16 protein-coding genes and 1 pseudogene are annotated in these 16,921 nt (G+C 71.0%); 10 read left to right on the top strand and 7 right to left on the bottom strand.

Annotated features, from left to right (window positions below; genetic code table 11):
• Positions 1-41 precede the first annotated feature (41 nt).
• The 3 genes and pseudogenes from RM609_RS10245 to RM609_RS10235 form a co-directional block, all read left to right on the top strand.
• Complete coding sequence (locus tag RM609_RS10245) at positions 42-1,781, top strand: hypothetical protein (RefSeq protein ID WP_311609772.1); 1,740 nt, start codon at positions 42-44, stop codon at positions 1,779-1,781.
• A 39-nt stretch (positions 1,782-1,820) separates the two neighbouring features.
• Positions 1,821-4,697 (top strand): M91 family zinc metallopeptidase, encoded by a 2,877-nt coding sequence (locus tag RM609_RS10240; protein WP_311609770.1) that lies wholly within the window; start codon positions 1,821-1,823, stop codon positions 4,695-4,697.
• Positions 4,678-5,001: pseudogene (locus RM609_RS10235) on the top strand (DUF6193 family natural product biosynthesis protein); the annotation flags it as partial. The gene RM609_RS10240 and the pseudogene RM609_RS10235, both read left to right, overlap by 20 nt.
• Here the strand turns inward: RM609_RS10235 and RM609_RS10230 are convergent.
• Together RM609_RS10230 and RM609_RS10225 are read right to left on the bottom strand one after the other, a co-directional pair.
• On the bottom strand, positions 4,893-5,429 hold the full coding sequence (locus RM609_RS10230; protein ID WP_311609768.1) for a zinc ribbon domain-containing protein: 537 nt from the start codon (positions 5,427-5,429) through the stop codon (positions 4,893-4,895). The pseudogene RM609_RS10235 and the gene RM609_RS10230 overlap by 109 nt on opposite strands.
• 7 nt (positions 5,430-5,436) lie before the next feature.
• Positions 5,437-6,045, bottom strand: a complete 609-nt coding sequence (locus tag RM609_RS10225) for a TetR/AcrR family transcriptional regulator (protein WP_311609766.1) — start codon at positions 6,043-6,045, stop codon at positions 5,437-5,439.
• An 87-nt stretch (positions 6,046-6,132) separates the two neighbouring features.
• Between RM609_RS10225 and RM609_RS10220 the strand changes: the two genes are divergently transcribed.
• Positions 6,133-6,573 carry a nuclear transport factor 2 family protein gene (locus RM609_RS10220; protein ID WP_311609764.1) on the top strand — a complete coding sequence of 147 codons (441 nt, stop codon included), beginning with the start codon at positions 6,133-6,135 and terminating at the stop codon, positions 6,571-6,573.
• Positions 6,574-6,623: 50 nt separating this feature from the next.
• Positions 6,624-7,472, top strand: coding sequence for an NmrA family NAD(P)-binding protein (locus tag RM609_RS10215; RefSeq protein WP_311610230.1), 849 nt, complete (start codon positions 6,624-6,626; stop codon positions 7,470-7,472).
• A 77-nt stretch (positions 7,473-7,549) separates the two neighbouring features.
• On the opposite strand, the gene RM609_RS10210 is transcribed toward RM609_RS10215, so the two are convergent.
• Entirely contained in the window at positions 7,550-8,044 is a 495-nt protein-coding gene (locus tag RM609_RS10210; protein ID WP_311609762.1) for a hypothetical protein, read from the bottom strand.
• A 22-nt stretch (positions 8,045-8,066) separates the two neighbouring features.
• Entirely contained in the window at positions 8,067-8,411 is a 345-nt protein-coding gene (locus RM609_RS10205) for a DUF6980 family protein (RefSeq protein WP_311609760.1), read from the bottom strand.
• A 204-nt stretch (positions 8,412-8,615) separates the two neighbouring features.
• Between RM609_RS10205 and RM609_RS10200 the strand changes: the two genes are divergently transcribed.
• On the top strand, positions 8,616-9,224 hold the full coding sequence (locus RM609_RS10200) for a hypothetical protein (RefSeq protein WP_311609759.1): 609 nt from the start codon (positions 8,616-8,618) through the stop codon (positions 9,222-9,224).
• An 85-nt stretch (positions 9,225-9,309) separates the two neighbouring features.
• On the opposite strand, the gene RM609_RS10195 is transcribed toward RM609_RS10200, so the two are convergent.
• Together RM609_RS10195 and RM609_RS10190 are read right to left on the bottom strand one after the other, a co-directional pair.
• On the bottom strand, positions 9,310-9,741 hold the full coding sequence (locus tag RM609_RS10195) for a cysteine hydrolase family protein (protein WP_311609758.1): 432 nt from the start codon (positions 9,739-9,741) through the stop codon (positions 9,310-9,312).
• Between the two features lie 117 nt (positions 9,742-9,858).
• Positions 9,859-11,094, bottom strand: coding sequence for an MFS transporter (locus RM609_RS10190; protein ID WP_311609757.1), 1,236 nt, complete (start codon positions 11,092-11,094; stop codon positions 9,859-9,861).
• Between the two features lie 140 nt (positions 11,095-11,234).
• Between RM609_RS10190 and RM609_RS10185 the strand changes: the two genes are divergently transcribed.
• From RM609_RS10185 to RM609_RS10170, 4 genes are all read left to right on the top strand, one after another.
• Entirely contained in the window at positions 11,235-12,170 is a 936-nt protein-coding gene (locus RM609_RS10185; RefSeq protein WP_311609755.1) for a LysR family transcriptional regulator, read from the top strand.
• Between the two features lie 122 nt (positions 12,171-12,292).
• Positions 12,293-13,096 carry an FAD-dependent monooxygenase gene (locus RM609_RS10180; protein ID WP_438828412.1) on the top strand — a complete coding sequence of 268 codons (804 nt, stop codon included), beginning with the start codon at positions 12,293-12,295 and terminating at the stop codon, positions 13,094-13,096.
• Positions 12,985-13,254 carry an aromatic-ring hydroxylase C-terminal domain-containing protein gene (locus RM609_RS34475; protein WP_369016234.1) on the top strand — a complete coding sequence of 90 codons (270 nt, stop codon included), beginning with the start codon at positions 12,985-12,987 and terminating at the stop codon, positions 13,252-13,254. Before RM609_RS10180 ends, RM609_RS34475 begins: the two co-directional genes overlap by 112 nt.
• Positions 13,255-13,287: 33 nt before the next feature.
• A complete protein-coding gene (locus RM609_RS10170) occupies positions 13,288-14,211 on the top strand; it encodes a JmjC domain-containing protein (RefSeq protein WP_311609752.1) in 924 nt (307 codons plus the stop codon).
• Positions 14,212-14,339: 128 nt separating this feature from the next.
• Here the strand turns inward: RM609_RS10170 and RM609_RS10165 are convergent, their stop codons facing one another.
• Entirely contained in the window at positions 14,340-16,898 is a 2,559-nt protein-coding gene (locus tag RM609_RS10165) for an ABC transporter permease (RefSeq protein WP_311609751.1), read from the bottom strand.
• Positions 16,899-16,921: the final 23 nt, after the last annotated feature.

Genomic DNA, 16,921 nt, shown 5'->3' with positions numbered 1-16,921 from the left:
CTCCGTAAGTGACCGCAGAAAATCGAGGACGGGATTCGGCAATGCCATTGTCCGTTGAGGAAATCGCCGAGAGGGCACGGAACGGGAGTCTGCGACTCAAGGCCGAGGAGTTCACCGACCCCGCGGTCCGTATTGCGTTCCCCACCTATCTCGGCTCCTCCGAAGTGAACTTCTCCGACGCGGAATTCACCGCGGAGAGCATGACGGTCCGGGGACGCTGCACCGTGCCCGCCCTCGGGACGGAACCGTGCCCGGTCGTGGCGGAGTTCCTGGCCGACGCCTCGGGCAGGACGGTCGTGGGATTCGTACTGGTCGTGGACGCCCCGAAGTGGCGGCTGCCCGAGCCTTTCCCCGCGCACGACCTGAGTCCGCTGCAGGCCCTGGGGGCGCGATCGCCTGTCGTCGTGCTCGACGCCACCCCCCGCACGGACAAGGAAACGGAGCAGGAACGGACACCCGTCGTCCTGGGGGCCCGGTGGGAGCTGCCCGGCCTCGACGAGCCGGTGCTGTTCCTCGCCTCCGTGCACGAGGGCGCGTTCACGGTGTCCGCCCGCTTCCCCGACGGACTCACCCTGCCGTCCTTGCGGTACATGGCGGACCTCCCGGGCTGCACGGGCGCGGACGCCGTCACCGACCACTTCCCCGCGGAGTGGCAGGGGCTCCTCGCCTCGGCACTGCCCGCGCTCCGCGAGGTCACCGTCTCGTACGCCCCCGGGGACGGGCGGGTGACCGGAGAGCTGGAGGTCGACCTGGCACACGAATGGCCGCTGTTGGCGGGTGTGACGCTCAGCCAGGTACGTGCGCGGATCACCCTGGACTCCGCCGCCCGGCAGAACGGCTGGGGAGGGCTGTCCGTCGAGCTGAGCGCACACCTGTCCCTGGGCGGACTGGAGAGCGCCGTCACGGTCGACCTGCCCGCCCTGACGGCGCACGGCGAACTCGCCGACGGCAGCAACCTCTTCGAGCACGCCGCCCCCGACCTCGGCAAGAACGGCTGGGGACGGCTCTCCTTCCTGTGCGACCTCCGGGAAGGCGCCTTCGTCGTCGCGGGAGAGCTCCTGAGCCCCCTGGAGATCGCGGGCGTACGGATCGAGGACCAGACGGTCCTGGTGTCCGGCGGCGGGGACCGGGCGCTCGAGGTCACCCTGGCGGGCACGCTCGTCGTGGGCGGGACCCGGATCGGGGTGAAGGCCACCAGGAGCGCCCAGGGCTGGGGGCTCACCGTGGAGGCGGACCGCATCGCCTTCCGCGACATCAGCGCCTGGACCGAGCAGGCCATGGGCAGCGGCCTGCCCGCCTCCCTGGCGGAGCTGACGTTGCGGGACCTGTGCTTCGAGGTCGTCCCCACACCCTCCGGACGGCTGTTCGCCGCGGCCGGATCCGCCGAGTTCCCGCTGCCCGCCGGACTGCGGGCCCGCGCCCACCTCACGGCGCGGATCAGCACCGGGGACGGCCCGTCCGACGTCGAGGCCACCGGCTCCCTCCTCCTCAGCGGCCCGGAATCGTCGCTGATGGAACTGGACCTCGTGGCGGACAAGGATCCGGACGCGACGAGCTGGACCGCGACCTGGGCCGCCCAGGAAGGCATCACACTCGGGGAGGCACTCGCCCCCCTGCTGCCCACGACGGGCTCGCCGACGGCAGGACTGCCGAACCTGCTGCCCGCCGTCGAGAAGATCTCACTGCGGTACACCGCCCCGGCGGCGGCCGGCACCGCCGCCTCCCTGGTACTGACCACCGACGCCCAGCAGGCCCGGGCCGTGCTGGTCGTCACGGACTGAATCCCCGCGGACTCCCCGAAAGGAAGGAAACACCCCGTCATGCGTCGCCTCACAGGCCTTGACCCTGCCCGTCTGACACCACCGCAGCCGGTCCGGGCGGCCGCGGAGTCGCCCATCGAGATCGCCTGGCTCGGCGGCAATACGCTCCCCCTCACCGTGATACGGCCCGGCATCGCCGTGTGCCCCGACCCGGACGTGCTCGACGTACGCGACGACACCTCCAACCCCGAGCCCGACCTCGAGCTGGACGACGAGGACTACGCAGCGGAGATCGACTTCCTGCTCCGGCGGATCGAGTCCTCCGAGGCGGGCAAGCGCCTCGTCGAGTTCCTGGGCCACGCCCGGCCGCTGCCCGACCCGGACGGCACCTACGGCGGGCCGGAGGACTGGGACCAAGGCATCAGCACGCGGGTCCTGTGCCGCCACGACGGCTCCCGGAAGAGCGGTTGGACGCCGAAGCAGCGGGACCTCGCGGGGATCAACGTCATCATCACGCAGGCCACGGACGGCAAGCCCGCCCAGTGGTCGCTGAACTCCAGGCTCAAGGGACCGCTCTACGACGGCCGGGGCGTGTACTCCGTCGTGTCCTTCCACCCCCGGGTGCTGCTGCTCTCCGACGACGTCGCCACGGCCCCCGAAGTGGCCCTCGCGCACGAGCTGATCCACGCCGCACATGCCCTGGCCGGGACCATGGACGACACGGGTCACGACGGCGACGAACGCGCCAGGGTCCGGCAGGCCGCGCTGGCCGAGACCGAGCGGCTGTTCCGCGAGAGGTACGGCACCGGCCACGCGGTCAGCATGAAGGACCCGGGCCCGGTGAACGTGCGCGACACCGGGAAGCCCGAGACGCGCCAGGAGCGCGAGGCGTTCTACAAGGCGACGCTCACCGAACTGTCCCTGAGATACCTCTACCCGCTCCCGGTCGCGGAGACGGAGCAGGGGCTGGTCGTGCTGCGCGGCGTGAACTGGGAGGAGATCCGCACCCACGGCAGCGACGTGGCCCTGGAGTGGATCGACGGCGTGGTGGAGCGGCACAAGGGCCGGCGGATCTCACCCTCCCCGGCCGAAGTACGAGCCGAGCGGGTGGCCTTCGACCACCACGCCCGCGCGGTCGTACGCGCCGGCCGACGGGACGCCGACAGCCTCGCCGCCCTGCGCGACGCCGCCGCCACCTGGCAACAGCGCACGCGCATGCGCGGGGTCACCGAGGTCGCCATCGCCCGCGACCTGGGATTCCGGCACCGCATCGCCTATGTCGCGCTGACGAGGGTGGACCACGTGCACCACCTGGCCGTGCCCCGCAAACGGATACCCCACCGCCTCTTCGCCGGGGCGAGCAGCTTCGTCTACAAGCGAGACATCTCCTCCCTGAACGCGCTGGCAACGTTCCTGAACACCGTCGACCCGGCCGCCGCGCTCCAGGTGCGGGGTCACCGGGACAAGATCGGCGCCGCCCGCCTGGAGCAGGGCTACCTGGTCGAGCAACGCACGTGTCACCGCAGCCGGGGCAATCCGGTCGAGACCTCCCGGCCCCAGTGGACGAGCCCCGACAGCCTGCCCGAGGAACAGCGGAAGCAGGCCGGGGTGATCGTCAATCAGGTCCGGCCCAAGACCCCGGCCACCGGCAGGACACCCTGGGAGCCGATCACCGACGTGTACGCGGGACAGGCCGTCGGCAGTCCCAAGCCCCTCAAGGGAAGCGTGGGCTTCGTCGCCATGGTCCCGGCCAAGGTCGACGACCACCGGAAGCTGCTCACCCTGGCACGCCGCTACCGCGACGAGGCCACCGCGACCCGGCAGGGGAGCGCGCTCGTCATCGGGCTCAACGAGGGCTACCCCTACGGTGAGAGCGACGCCAAGCGCGCGGAACGCGTCGCACGGCAGCGGCGGATCATCGACGACTTCACCAAGGCCTGGCGGCAGGAGAAAACCGAATTCCCGGTCGCCGTCCTTTCCTTCCTCTGGTGCGCGCGCAAGGACACGGCGAGTCTCAGCGATCAGAAGACCATCCCTTACGGCGCCATACGGCAGGCCATCGCCGGGAGCGACCGGGCACAGGAGTTCGCGAAGGCGCTGTACGACGGCAGCAAGGGATACGAGCGGATCTACTTCCACACCGGCGACGCCGATGTGATCTCGCTCAGGACTCCCAGGAACACCCCGCTGTTCGACGCGGCGGCGGACCGGCTGCAGGAGGGAAACTGGCCCGACCTCTTCAGCGGGGGCTACCGCCTCCCCGAGGGCGGCGATCCGCGCGTGGACATCGCCACAGCGATGGACCGGGACGTCCGCGTCGCGATGGCGAAGGTCGACCCCAGGACCGTCTACTTCCCGGAGCCCAACACGTTCATCAAGCTCCTGGAAGGCGAAACCCGCCTGGAGGACGGTGTCACCTTCGGCAAAGGTGACCAGGAAGGGGAGGAACTGGCGAAGTCCCTCGGGAAACTCCGCGGCGAGCACGAGGGCAACAGAGTGTTCGACCCCGACTGCTCCGTCGTCACCGACGGCGACAGGCTCGTCAAGGCCATCCTGGCCACACCCGGAACAGGCCCCATCAGCGCCCGCGTCGTCGCGCTCCGCCAGTCCTACACCCAGAGCCACGCCCGCCGTGAGGAATGGCGCAAGCGTGTCCTCGACTTCTACGGTGTGGCGCCTGATGCGGCGCTGGTCCTGTCGGATCTCGTCTTCGCCGTCCCGGACGACACCAAGCTGGCAGAACTCGCCGGAATGGACCGGGAATCGTTCGAGCAGTACGTCACCAAGGACAGAGGGACGGATCTCTCGAAGAGCATCAAGGAGAAGAGCCTAGTTCCCCTCCTCCGCGCCCAGCCCTCGCTCGCCAAAATCATCAACGGCACCCACGAGGCCCTGCTGCGCAACTACGTCGACGCGTATCGTCGGCTCCCACACTGAGCACGGAGCGGCGGGGGCCTGTCGGTGCCGAGGATCTCGTAGGCCAGCTCGAAGGCGGCCGCCCCGCCCTTGGCCATCCAGACATGCACGTCGACGGGTCAGCGGGTTCCTCTACCTGGCCTCGGACCACGGCGGCCGCTGCTTCACGTACGCCGTAGCCGCTCGCCCCTACGTCCGGTCCACAGCCCAAGGCGGCTATCTGGTCGAAGGACCCCTCCGCACCGAGTCCGTCGGACCCGCAGCGACACCGCAGGAGGACACCGCGATGGTCGTCGAACGACTGCCGCCCGGCTGCGGCCCTGCCTTCGTAGGCACGCCGGAAGAGCCACACCTGAGACGTGACGACTGCTGTCCAGCAATGTCCGGGCGAGGAATGACGGGCAACGTCATCGCAAGAGGGGACGGCATGTCTGCGGGAAATGGGATTTCCGTGGCCGACCTGCTCACCCAGGGGCCACCCGTACGCGCGTGGAGAGCACCCTGGGCCTGTACCCGTCCGAGTTCCAGTACCTGGGACCACCCGTACGTGGGATGGACCCATCCGCATCGGGAGCATGTCTTGCTCGACGGGTACCAGGTGTCCAGCTCCATGAGGCGGGAGCCGTACTTCTCCGTCTTGTACTCGAGCTGTCGCTTCAACTCGCCTGGCGTCGCGTCAAGTATGGCCCGGTCGAGCCCGGCTTTCTGCCGGACGTTCTTGCCCGGGTTCTCGACGGTGTCCCTCGCGGACATAGATCGGTCAGTCCTGGTCGGCGGAGGCCGGGTGGGATACCACGATCCTTCCCGCGTAGCTGGCCAGTTGGGCCCGTAGCCGCTCGCGCGGGACGCCTTCCTGGTCGGCCAGGCGCTCGACGAGGTCGGCCCGGGTGGCGGCGAGCAGGGCATGGGCGGTGAAGTCGGCGCCGGTCATGCCCGGGACCTGCTCCAGTACGGACCGGAGCAGGCCGTGCCAGCGTGCGTAGTGCTCCGCCTGGTACAGGCTGCTGCTCCCGCTCTCCTCCAGGGCCAGCGCCAGGCGGCGGTTGTCGAGTTTGAAGCACAGGACGGCATCGAGCAGGGCGAGTACGCGCTCCTGTGGCGGGGTGGTGGGCCCCAGCGGCGGCGGGCCCGATTCCGCAGCTTCCCGGACCGGTTCGAGCCGGGCCTCGTACAGCGCGCGCAGCAGGCCGGCCCGATCGCCGAAGGCGCGGAAGAGTGTGCCCTTGCCGACGCCGGCCGCCGCCGCGATGTCGGCCATCGTGAGGTCCTCGGGGCTCTCGGAGCGTGCGAAGAGCGCGTCGGCGGCTTCCAGGACGGCCTGCCGGTTACGGGCGGCGTCCTTGCGGGTCCTGCGCTCGGGTTCGGGCACGCGAGTTCCTCCAATTGAAAAACGGACCCCGGGTCCGTATCGTCGAAGTGGACCAAGGGTCCGTATTCTTTGAGACGGAGGATACCCATGTCTGTACCCGTATCGATCTCTCCGGCGGAGCTGTACCGCCACGGCCTGAGACTCCTGCTCGCCAAGGACATTCCCGGCTGGGTCGGCCTGTGGGCCGAGGACGGAGTGATGGAGTTCCCGTTCGCACCCCCGGGCCGGCCGACGCGATTGGCGGGAAGGGCGGCGATCGCCGACTACATGCGCCCCTACCCCGACCACATCGACCTGCACGACTTCCCCGAAGCCGACCTGCGGATCCACCGGACCACGGACCCGCGGACCGTCGTGGCCGAGATGCGCGGCGTCGGTCGGCTGGTGCAAACGGGCCGCTCCTTCGACATGACGTACATCGCCGTCGTCACCGTCGAGGGCGGACGCTTCACCTCCTACCGCGACTACTGGAACCCCCTCGCCGTCCTCGAACCGGGCGTCGACTTCACCGGGAGCAGCAGCCGATGACCACTGCCCATACCTCTTCCGCCATCGACACGTCTGCGGCCACCCGCATCATCTCTGCCACCGGCATCACGCTGGTCATCGGTGCCACCGGGACCACCGGTAGTCGCGTCGCCGCGCAGCTGACCGCCGCCGGTCACACGGTCAAGGCGGCCAGCCGCAAGGCCGCGCCGGTGGCCGGAGCCGAGCCGGTCCGCTTCGACTGGTACGACCCCGGCACTCATGTCACCGCCCTCGACGGCGTCGACCGCGTCTACGTGATCCCGCCCGTGGGCGATCCCGACCCCGCGGCCGTCGTCCTGCCCTTCCTGCGCCGGGCCCGCGCCGCCGGCGTGCGGCGCGCGGTGCTCCTGAGCGCCTCCTCCATCCCGGAGGGCGGACCGGCCGTGGGGCTGGTACACCAGGCGCTGCCGGGCATCTTCGACGAATGGGCAGTGCTGCGGCCGTCCTGGTTCATGCAGAACTTCACCGGCAGCCACCTGCACGCCCGGAGCATCCGGACCGACGGCATCATCCTGACCGCCACCGGGACCGGCCGGGTCGGGTTCGTCGACGCCGAGGACATCGCGGCCGTGGCCGTCCACGCTCTGACCGATGTCCGAGCCCCCAACGCCGATCTCGTGCTCACCGGGCCCGAGGCCCTCAGCTACGACGACATCGCCACGATCGTCACGGAGGTCACCGGGCGGCCCGTGGCCCACCAGCCGCTGTCCTACGAGGAACTGCGCGACCGGCTCGCCAAGCTGATGCCCGAAGAGTTCGCCGCAATGCTGGCCGGCATGGACCAGTCCATTGCCCAGGGGACGGAAGACCGCGTCACCGACTCCGTCCGGCGCGTCACCGGGCGCCCCGCGCGCAGCTTCCGCGCCCTCGCGGAGCGGGAGCTGCACCACGGAAGCTGATGCTCAGACAGGTCAGCGGCGGACGGTTTTGTGAGGTGAGAGGCGGGGCGTAGAAAGCTGCCGCGAAGTGGTTGTGGTCACCGGCCCGGGGCGCCACTGAAGGCATCGAGGTTGCACCGGCCGGTGGCGCGGTCGAGGGCGCGCAGCAATCCGGCGAAGCCGGTGCGCCGCGTGCGCGTGGCGAGGCCGACGACGGGGGCTGGCTCGACCGCGGTTACACGGCCGAGTTCCGCATGCCCCGCGAAGATGTCGCCACCCGGCTCACCCGGGCGTTCCCGAGAACGGCAGTCGTAGACGAGCAGCCGGATAAATTGCTTCTTTCCGTACGTGGGGAGAGCACTACCCCGAAGGATCAGGCCTCGTACGTGTACATCGACGTGACCCGAGCCGACGCTCTGTACGCAACCTTCCCGTGTAGTTGCGGATGCCGAAAAGGCAGGCGAGCGCCGCGTAACCCTGCCCGAAGTACAGCGGGTGTAGGTCCATGGCGCGCTGCCATGGCCCCACTCGTACCAGTCCTCGTCGGCGCCCGGATGCCGGACCTTGATGCAACCGTAGATGTCCGTACTCACGGCAAGTAGCCCAGGGCGTGTTTTAGGGGTGGTCGGGAGTGCTGTCAGGCCGCTGGTTGCGAGGAAGCGAGTCCAGCCAGCGGGCGTCCTGGAACTCCGCGGGGACCTCGTCTTCCCATGGATCGATCCCGCGGCGCTCCAGTTCGTCAAACCACCTCTCCCGCTGTGACTCGGGGAGACAACGTCCACACCAGGGGCAGAACTCGATGATGATGCTCGACGTGCCACCGTCATGGACGATCAGACCGTATTCCTGAAACTTGGCGCTGAAGCCGATCAGCGTGTCCGGGCAGGCGTAGACGTCGCTGTGCTCGCCGCAGAGCACGTTGACGTGGCTGTTCATTGCCTGGCAGCAGTGGTTGGTCATGACCTCGGATCCTCGTTGATCGGTGACATGACAATAACAAGCCGTTTCGCGCACCAATCTTCGCTTGCGGCGCCTGGCTGTCCCGTCTCATCAGAGTTCGACCGGTCCCACCGAACTTTGGTCTGCCTAACGAGGGCTTGACGCCACGGACAGCCCTGACGGCCGGGCCCGGCCGCTGTCGGGGACCCGGGATACGGTGGCCGGGTGAACGGATCGAACGCACCGGCCGGCTCTGGCGCACCCACCCGCCGCCCCGACGTGCCGGGGGCATTGCTGCCCCTCCTGGGAACCGACGAGGGGGCCGTTGCGTTCTTTGCCGGCGTCGCGGACCTCGACGCGACGGACCCGGCCTCCCACGAGCTGGAGGAAGGGGTCCGGCTCGCCTCCGGGGCCCGGCTGGAGCAGTTCGCGCGGGCCGGTTCGGGGGACGCATACTGCTTCGTCGGCGAGGGCGGCGAGGAACGCCCGGTGGTGTACGTGAGCCTCGACGGTGAGGCCGGTCCGATCGCGCTCGGACTGCCGGAATTGGTCCGGCTGTGTCTCGTGGCGCCGTGGTGGCGGGACGCTCCGGGTCGGACGGCCGAAGAGCTCCAGGCGGTCGCCGACGAGTACCGGGAGGACCTGCCCGGCTTCGACCGGCAACGCGACCGTGCGGCCCGGGCCCTCGGTCTCGACCCGGCCGGGCTGCCGGCCGAGGCGACGGTCCTGGCCCGGCTCGTGGAGCTCTCACGGGGACCAGTGGCCGAGGCCTGCCTCGTCGTCGGGTACGAATGCGATCCGCTCGACCCCCTCTTCGATTCCGCCCACCTCTGATCGACCAGCCACCGGACCGGGCCCCGGACCGGGACCGGGTGGCGGGTCGGCCGGCCTTCCCCAGGCCCGGCGCGCAGCCAGCTGGTCAGCGGCGAGCGGTCAAAGTCCAGTGAGATCGGTCAAGGGTGGTGATGCCGCGCTCGCGCAACTGCTGGTCGAGGTCGGTGGTGGACATGCCGCCGTAGCGGGTCTTGCGCACGATGATGTCGCCGTCCTGGGGAGCCAGGCGCTCGTGGATGGCGGTGGCAGGGTCCTCGTGGTGCATGACACGGTGTTGGGCCAGCGGGGCGAAGGACTTGTTGGCGGCCGGGACCGCGTCCCAGTCGGCCTCGGTGAAGCCGACACGTACGTAGGCGATGGTGCCGCCCGTTGCGCGAACGGCGGCGATGGCCCCTTCCACGCGACCGAGCAGGGCCTCGCGGTCCCCGCCCTCGGGCAGCGCGGCCAGGATCGCGGGCTGGCAGTCCACGACGAGCAGAGCGGTGTGCGCGGGGTCGAGTGCGGGGGCGGTGCTCACGCGAGTGTCCTCCTTGCTGGTGATGTGCCTGGTCGACGCGGACGTGCGTCGGCGGACCGGCTGCGGCCTGCGGGCTTCGGGCTTCGGCGGTGAGTTGCGGTGCGTCGTCATACGTGGCTACGTAGCCGGTTCCGCCTCGAGCTGCGACGTCTGGTCGCGCCGGGGGAGCAGGAGAGGGGTGGCCAGGATGAGCAGTCCCGCGACCGTGAGAGCGGTGCGTGGGCTGGTGACATCGGCGAGCAGCCCGCCGAGCGCGGTGAAGACGGCAATGGCCGCCTGCTGGCCGACCGACCAGGCCGACAGCGTGCGGGCGACTAGGTGCTTGGGGGTGTGTTCGAGCCGGTAGGTGGCGAGCACCGGGGTGTACAGGCTCATGTTGATGATGATCGCCAGCTCGACGGCCATCACGGTGACGAGGCCGACGACGCCGGGACGGACGAAGGCCAGGCCGATCAGCCAGACGGCACGCAGGGTGCCGACGGTCCGGAAGACCCGGTCCCGGCTGTAGCGGGCCACGACCCGCTGGGCCAGCCGGGAACCGATGAGTCCGCCGAGGCAGGGGGCGGCGAAGGCGAGGCCGTACTGCCAGGGCGGGAACCCGAGCCGGCGCAGCAGGAGCACGGCCAGCAGCGGCTCGGTGGCCATGATCAGACCGGAGACGAACATGTTGTTGAGGTAGAGCGCACGCAGACCGGGATGGCCCATGATGTGTCGCCAGCCGTCGAACACCGCGCCCGCCCGGACCGGGTTCTTGCCGGTCGGTCGCGGTGCCTCCTCCCGGCCGCGGATCGCGGTGATGCCCAGCGCGGAGAGCAGGTAGCTGAGCGCGTCGGCCACCACGGTGGTGACCGGCCCGAACAGGCCGATCGCCGCCCCGCCCAGCGGTGGCCCTACCGCGATGGAGCCCCAGTTCGTGGACTCGAACCGCGCGTTGGCCACGAGCAGGTCGTCCGGCCGGACGAGGGCCTTGAGGTAGGCGCCGTCGGCCGCGCCGAACGCGATCTTGGCCGCGGCGATCACGATCGAGACCATGAGCAACTGGACGAAGCCGAGCCGGCCGAAGGCGTAGGCGACCGGGATCGTCGCCATGGCCGCGAACCGGGTCAGGTCCGTCGCGATCATGACCGGGCGCTTGCGCCGGAACTCCACCCACGGCGCGAGCGGCACCGCGATCAGCGCGCCCACCGCCGGCCCCACCGCGGACAGCACGGACACCTCGGTGGGTCCGGCGTGCAACACCAGTACGGCGATGAGCGGCAATGCCCCGAACCCCAGCCCGGACCCGCACGCGCTCACCGCGTACGCCGCCCACAGCCACCCGAACTCCCGGCCCAGCCGCCTCCCGCCCACCATGCTCGGCACGCTCCCCTCGACGTCCCAACTGAACAAACCAATGTTGACCGATGAGAGCTAATCGGGCGGCACAACAGCAGGTCAAACAACCATCCCGCCAGCTATGCACAACCATGGGTTGTTCACTAAAGTGGGTCGATGTGGATCTCGAAGCAGTACGCACCTTCGCCGCCATCGCGGAAGCCGGCCAGTTCCAGAAGGCCGCCGTCGACCTGTCGGTCACCCAGCAGGCCGTCTCCAAGCGCGTCGCCGCGCTGGAGCGCGACCTCGGTGTGCGGCTGTTCACCCGCACACCGCGTGGCGCCGAGCTCACCATCGACGGGCAGGCGTTCCTGCCCCACGCACGCGAGCTGCTGCGCGCCGCCGAGCGCGCGATCGCGTCCGTGCGCACCGGACACCGCCCGCTGCGTGTCGACGTGATCAACTCGCGCGGAGCGGCCTCGGGCCTGATGCGCGGCTTCCACCGCGCCTACCCCGAGATCGACCTCGACGTGATGATGCTGTTCGACATCGAGACAGCCGTCACCGCCATCCGTTCCGGCGCGATCGACGCCTCCTTCCGCGCCGTCGCCGCGCCCGGCCGGCCCCTTCCCGACGACATCGAGTCCGTCCGGGTGCTCGACGAGCCGCTCCAGCTCCTCACCGGCCCCGCCCACGCGCTGGCGGGCGCTCGATCGGTGACCGTCGCCGAGTTGGCCGGGCACCGGATCTGGATGCCCGGCATCGTCCCGGGCACCGAGTGGGCCGCCTACTACGACGATCTCGTCGCCGAGTTCGGCCTCACCATCGAGGCGACCGGCCCCAACTTCGGTTCCGACGCGCTCCTCGACACCATCGCCGACACCCCGGCCCTGGCCACCTTCATGAGCGAGCAGACCCGCCTCGTCTGGCCCGCCGGCCACGGCCTGCGCCGCATCCCGGTGACCGACCCGACACCCGTCTACCCGCACTCGCTCCTCTGGCACCGCGACAACCCCCACCCGGCGCTGGCCACCCTTCGCGCCCACCTCGCCGCCACAGCGGCTGGCGGCGACACCGCCGGGACCTGGGCGCCCGGCTGGGTGATTCCGCGCTGAACAACGCCGCGTCTTCGATCACCTTCCTGCGAGCCGAGCGACTCGACACCGCCGACCCCGATTTCACCGGCCGCTTCTCCGAGGCCGGGTGCGGCTTCGTCGGGCGGGAGGAGTTCGAGGCGATGCTGGCCGCCAGGGCCACCGAGCTGGGCGTCGCCATCCACTACGGCACGGAGCTCACCGACCTGTCCGCCGATCCCGACGGGGTCACCGTCACCGCCGGAACGCTGCGGATACGCGGGCAATGGCTGGTCGGCTGCGACGGAGGGCGCAGCTTGATCCGGAAACTCGCCCGCTTCCCGTTTCCGGGCGTCGACCCGGAGTTCACCGCGATCCAGGCCGTGGCCGAGCTCGACGCCCCGCTCCCGGTGCGGGCCTTCACCGACGGCGGGACCGTCGGCTGCCAGCCGATGCCCGACGGCACCAGCCTCGTCGCCGTCACCGAATTCGGCCGGCTCCCCGAGGATCGCGACAACCCGGTCACCCCCGCCGAACTCCAGGACGCCCTGCGCCGGGTCGGCGGAACCGCGGTACGCGTCACAGCGCTGCACGCCGCCTCCCGCTACACCGACACCACCCGGCAGGCCGCCGACTACCGCGCCGGACGCGTCCTGCTGGCCGGCGACGCCGCCCATGTTCACCCGCCCTACGGTGGTCAGGGCCTCAACCTCGGCATCGGCGATGCCGTCAACCTGGGCTGGAAACTGGCCGCGACGGTCCAGGGCCGGGCCCCGGAAGGGCTGCTGGACACCTACACCGCCGAACGCCACCCGGTCGGCGCCTGGGTGCAGCGCTGGGCCGGCCCGTGCCGGAACTGCCACTCGACGACGGCACCCGGCTCGCCGACCACTTCCACCCGGGCCGGGCGGTGCTGCTGGACCGCACCGGCAAGGCCCTGCCGGCCGGTCCCTGGGACGACCTCCTGACCCGGGTGACCGCCCACAGCGCCACCGGGCCCGCGGCGCTGCTCGCCCGCCCGGACGGCGTGGTCGCCTGGGCGACCGACGGCGAAAGCGACCCCGAGGGCCTGACGGCCGCGCTGCGCACCTGGCTCGGCCCGGCCCCGAGTCACCGACCCCGCTGATCCCGCTGACCCGGCTGATCCCGAGGAGCCACCGTGACCGACGCCCTGCACCGGCTGACCGGCGACGACGATCCGCTCGACGCGGTCTGGCGGAAGGAACCGCACGTCTTCCGCCCCGTCGATCCGCCCACCGGCCTGCTCACCCTCACCGACCTCGACGCCGTACTCGACTCCCGCCTGCTGCGGCTGCCCTACCTGGAACTCGTCACCACCGAGGGCACCGTGGACCCGTCACGGTTCTGCCCGCCCCGTACCGTCCAGGGCCGCCCCGTCCACGGCTACCCCGACGCCGCGGCCGTACGGAGCCTGGTCGCCGACCGGCACACCCTGCTGCTCCGCAACGTGGACCACTGGCACGCTCCGGTGACCGCCTTCTGCGCGGACCTGGCGACCGCGCTGCGGCGCAAGGTGGAAGCGTTCTTCTTCGTCACCCCGCCAGGCACCCAGGGCCGCCCGGTGCACCGCGACGACGCCGATGTCTTTGCGGTGCAGATCACCGGAGCCAAGGACTGGTACATCCACGACGGCCCACCCGCCGACGGCCACTGGACCCCCGACCGCACCGACTCGCCCGGCCCGCTGCGGCTGTCCACCCGCCTGGAGCCCGGCCAGGTGCTGTATGTGCCACGCGGCTTCGCGCACCGCGCGGTGGCGGTCGAAGGCACCGTGTCGACCCATCTCTCCCTCACCGTCCGCGAAGCGAGCACCGCACACCTGCGCACACTGCTGAGCACCCTGCTCACGCAAGGCCCGGCCCTCCCACCCCGGCCCGGCACCGACGCCGACCTGACCGACGCGGCCGGCCAACTGCTGGACCACGCCCGGAAGACGCTGGCCGAACTGGACGGCACGGCCCTCCTCGACGTCGTCCGCACCTCGATGCCGGCCGCCCACGCCCAGGCAGCCACCGTGCCGACCTTCCGGGAACTGGAGACGCCGAGAGGGCCGGACCTGTAAGGTCCGACCCTCATCACGTGTGGCGTATCAGCGGAAGGGCCTCGACGCCGCAGCGACTGTCCTCCGTGCCCGACCGCGAGCCGCGGTTCCGGCGAAGGACGATGCGGCGGCGGGTCCGCGGCCGTGCGTCACGACTCCGTGACGGCTTCCAGCGGGCTCAGGGCCGCTGCCCGGCGGGCCGGGACGGCGGCGGCGACCGCGCCGATCGCGAGGGACGCGAGGCATATGAGGAGCAGCGTCTCCCAGGGCAGCGCCAGCGAGTACTGCGTCATCGCGCCGTTGGCCAGCGCGCCGACCGCCCAGGCGCTGAACAGCCCGCCCGCCAGGCCGAGGAGGGTACCGAAGGCGGCGACGGTCACCGCTTCCAGGCGGATCATCCGCCGGATTCCGGCGCGGTCCATGCCGATGGCGCGCAGCACGCCGATCTCGCGGATGCGTTCGGTGACCGACATGGCCAGGGTGTTCACGATGCCGAGTGAGGAGATCACGGCGCCGATGGCGAGCAGCCCGTACATCAGGGTCAGCAGGTCGCCCATGGCGCCGGCGGCCTCACGGACGATTGCCTTCCGGTCCTGCACCTTCAGCAGCGGGTTGTTGCCCACGGCGGTGCGCAGCCGCTTCTCGGTGTTCTTGGAGACCGTGTCGCTGCGGACGAGGATGCGCTGGACGGAGCCGGGCAGGTAGCTGTTCTCGGCCACCTCGGTACGGGCGCCGAGTGCGGCGTCGGCGATGGGGTTGTCCTTGTAGACGGCCGCGACGGTGTACTTCTTGAACTCCTGGCTCCGGCCCATGCGGGCGTTGATCTCGCCGCCCGCGCGCACGCCGAGGTGCTGGGCGGTGGCGCCGGACACCGCGATCCGGCCCGGCCGGAGATCCGCGAGGGAGCCGCTGGTGAGGTCGAGCTTCATCACGTCCTTCACGGTGGCGGGGTCGACGCCGGAGATGCCCTGGGCCATGCCGCCGAGGATCACGGTGGAGTCGGTGACGGCGGTGGCGGTCCGTACCCCGGAGGTGTCGGCCACGCGCTTCACGGCGGCCGGGTCGATGCCGTTCATGTTGCCGCGGGTGCTGATCACGTAGTCGGCGCCGAGGCCGGAGGCGGCCTGGTGGTCGAGGGCCTGTGAGGTGGAGTTGCCCAGGACCGCGAGCCCGGCGACCATGGCCGTGCTGATGATCAAGGCGGAGGCGGTGGCCGCGGTGCGCCGCGGGTCGCGCAGCGCGTTCTCCCGCGCGAGGTGGCCGATGACCCCGAAGCGTCGGGTCAGGAGTCCGGTCAGCCGGATCACGGGGGCGGCGAGCAGCGGCGCCAGCACGATCAGGGCGACGACGAGGAGGGCGCAGCCGAGCATCGCGTTCTGCACGTTCTCCTCGGAGGCGTTCTTGGCCCCGGTGAGGGAGATGAGCCAGCCGGCGCCGAGGACGAGGAGGACGAGGCCCAGCACGGCGCGGACGCGGGACTGCGTCGCGGTGGGCGGCTGTCCGGCCGAGCGCATGGCCTCGACGGGCGCGACCTTCGCCGCCTTGCGGGAGGGCAGCCACGCGGCGAGCACGGTGACGCCCACGCCCACGCCGAGTGCCGCCATGACGGCGAGCGGGCGGATCACCAGAGGGCCGCTGGGCAGCGGGTCCGCGCTGGTGCCCAGGAGGCCGGGCAGCACCGAGGCGACGCCCAGACCGAGCACGAAACCCACCGCCGACGCCGCGAGGCCGACCAGGCCGGCCTCCCAGAGGACGGAGCGGACGACCTGGCGGCGCGTGGCGCCGATCGCCCGCAGCAGCGCGATCTCACGGGTGCGCTGGGTGACGAGCATGGTGAAGGTGTTGACGATGAGGAACGAGCCGATGAACAGCGAGACCCCGGCGAAGATCATCGGCATCTTCTTGTAGCCCTGGGTCTGCATGTCGATATTGGTGGCCTGCTGCGTGGCCTGGGCGTTGCCGGTGGTGGCCTCGGCCCGGTCGGCCGGGAGCACGGCGGAGACCCGGTTGGAGAGCTCGGCCTGGCTGGTGCCGGGCGCGGCGGAAAGGTCGATCCCGGTGTAGTGGCCCGGCGTCGCGAACAGGCGCTGGGCGGTCGCCTTGTCGAACAGGGCGAGGGTGCCACCGGCGTTCACCCGGGTGTCCTTGGTGGTGACGATGCCGACGAGCCGCTTGGTCATCACCGGGCCGTCGGTGGCCAGCGTGACCGTGTCACCGATGCGGAAGTGGCCCGCGGCGGCGGTGCCGCTGTCCACGGCCAGCTCGTCACCGTTCGCAGGGGCGTGGCCCTTGACCAGCGGATAGCGGCTGTCCTTGCCGTCCGCGCCGGGTACGTAGGCGGCGGCCGGGTGCGCCCATGCCTTGTCGGCCCGCAGGGGAGTGCCGTCGGCGGCGTTCAGGGTGGCCACGCCGTCGGCCGACGGCCGCACGGAAGCGACGCCGGGTACGTCGGTCAGCTTCCGTACGAGCGTGTCGTCGAGCACATCCGCGCGTTCGGTCACGGCGGTCCCCAGCGGGGGTGCCTTCGGGCTCACGGTGACCGCGATGCCCGCGAAGTTCTGCGAGGCGGCGGCGCGACGGGCCGCCGCGGAGGAGTCCGCGAAGACGAGGGTGCCGCAGACGAACGCGACGCCCAGGCAGACCGCGAGGACGGTCATGACCAGACGAGCCTTGTGCGCCAGGACGTTGCGCAGGGCTGTTCTCAGCATGAGGAGCTTTCGGAACGTAGGGG

This window comes from Streptomyces hesseae, assembly GCF_031845785.1.
Classification (GTDB): domain Bacteria; phylum Actinomycetota; class Actinomycetes; order Streptomycetales; family Streptomycetaceae; genus Streptomyces; species Streptomyces hesseae.
Note: the sequence above shows the minus strand (reverse complement) of the source record. Positions and strands in the feature narration are given on the sequence as shown.

Excerpts from the sequence above, each read along its gene's own strand:
- RM609_RS10165 (WP_311609751.1), bottom strand. The coding sequence starts at position 16,898 with ATGCTGAGAACAGCCCTGCGCAACGTCCTGGCGCACAAGGCTCGTCTG.
- RM609_RS10230 (WP_311609768.1), bottom strand. The coding sequence starts at position 5,429 with ATGTCCGCGAGGGACACCGTCGAGAACCCGGGCAAGAACGTCCGGCAG.
- RM609_RS10180 (WP_438828412.1), top strand. The coding sequence starts at position 12,293 with ATGCTGGCCGCCAGGGCCACCGAGCTGGGCGTCGCCATCCACTACGGC.
- RM609_RS10205 (WP_311609760.1), bottom strand. The coding sequence starts at position 8,411 with ATGACCAACCACTGCTGCCAGGCAATGAACAGCCACGTCAACGTGCTC.
- RM609_RS10245 (WP_311609772.1), top strand. The coding sequence starts at position 42 with ATGCCATTGTCCGTTGAGGAAATCGCCGAGAGGGCACGGAACGGGAGT.
- RM609_RS10190 (WP_311609757.1), bottom strand. The coding sequence starts at position 11,094 with ATGGTGGGCGGGAGGCGGCTGGGCCGGGAGTTCGGGTGGCTGTGGGCG.
- RM609_RS10220 (WP_311609764.1), top strand. The coding sequence starts at position 6,133 with ATGTCTGTACCCGTATCGATCTCTCCGGCGGAGCTGTACCGCCACGGC.
- RM609_RS10240 (WP_311609770.1), top strand. The coding sequence starts at position 1,821 with ATGCGTCGCCTCACAGGCCTTGACCCTGCCCGTCTGACACCACCGCAG.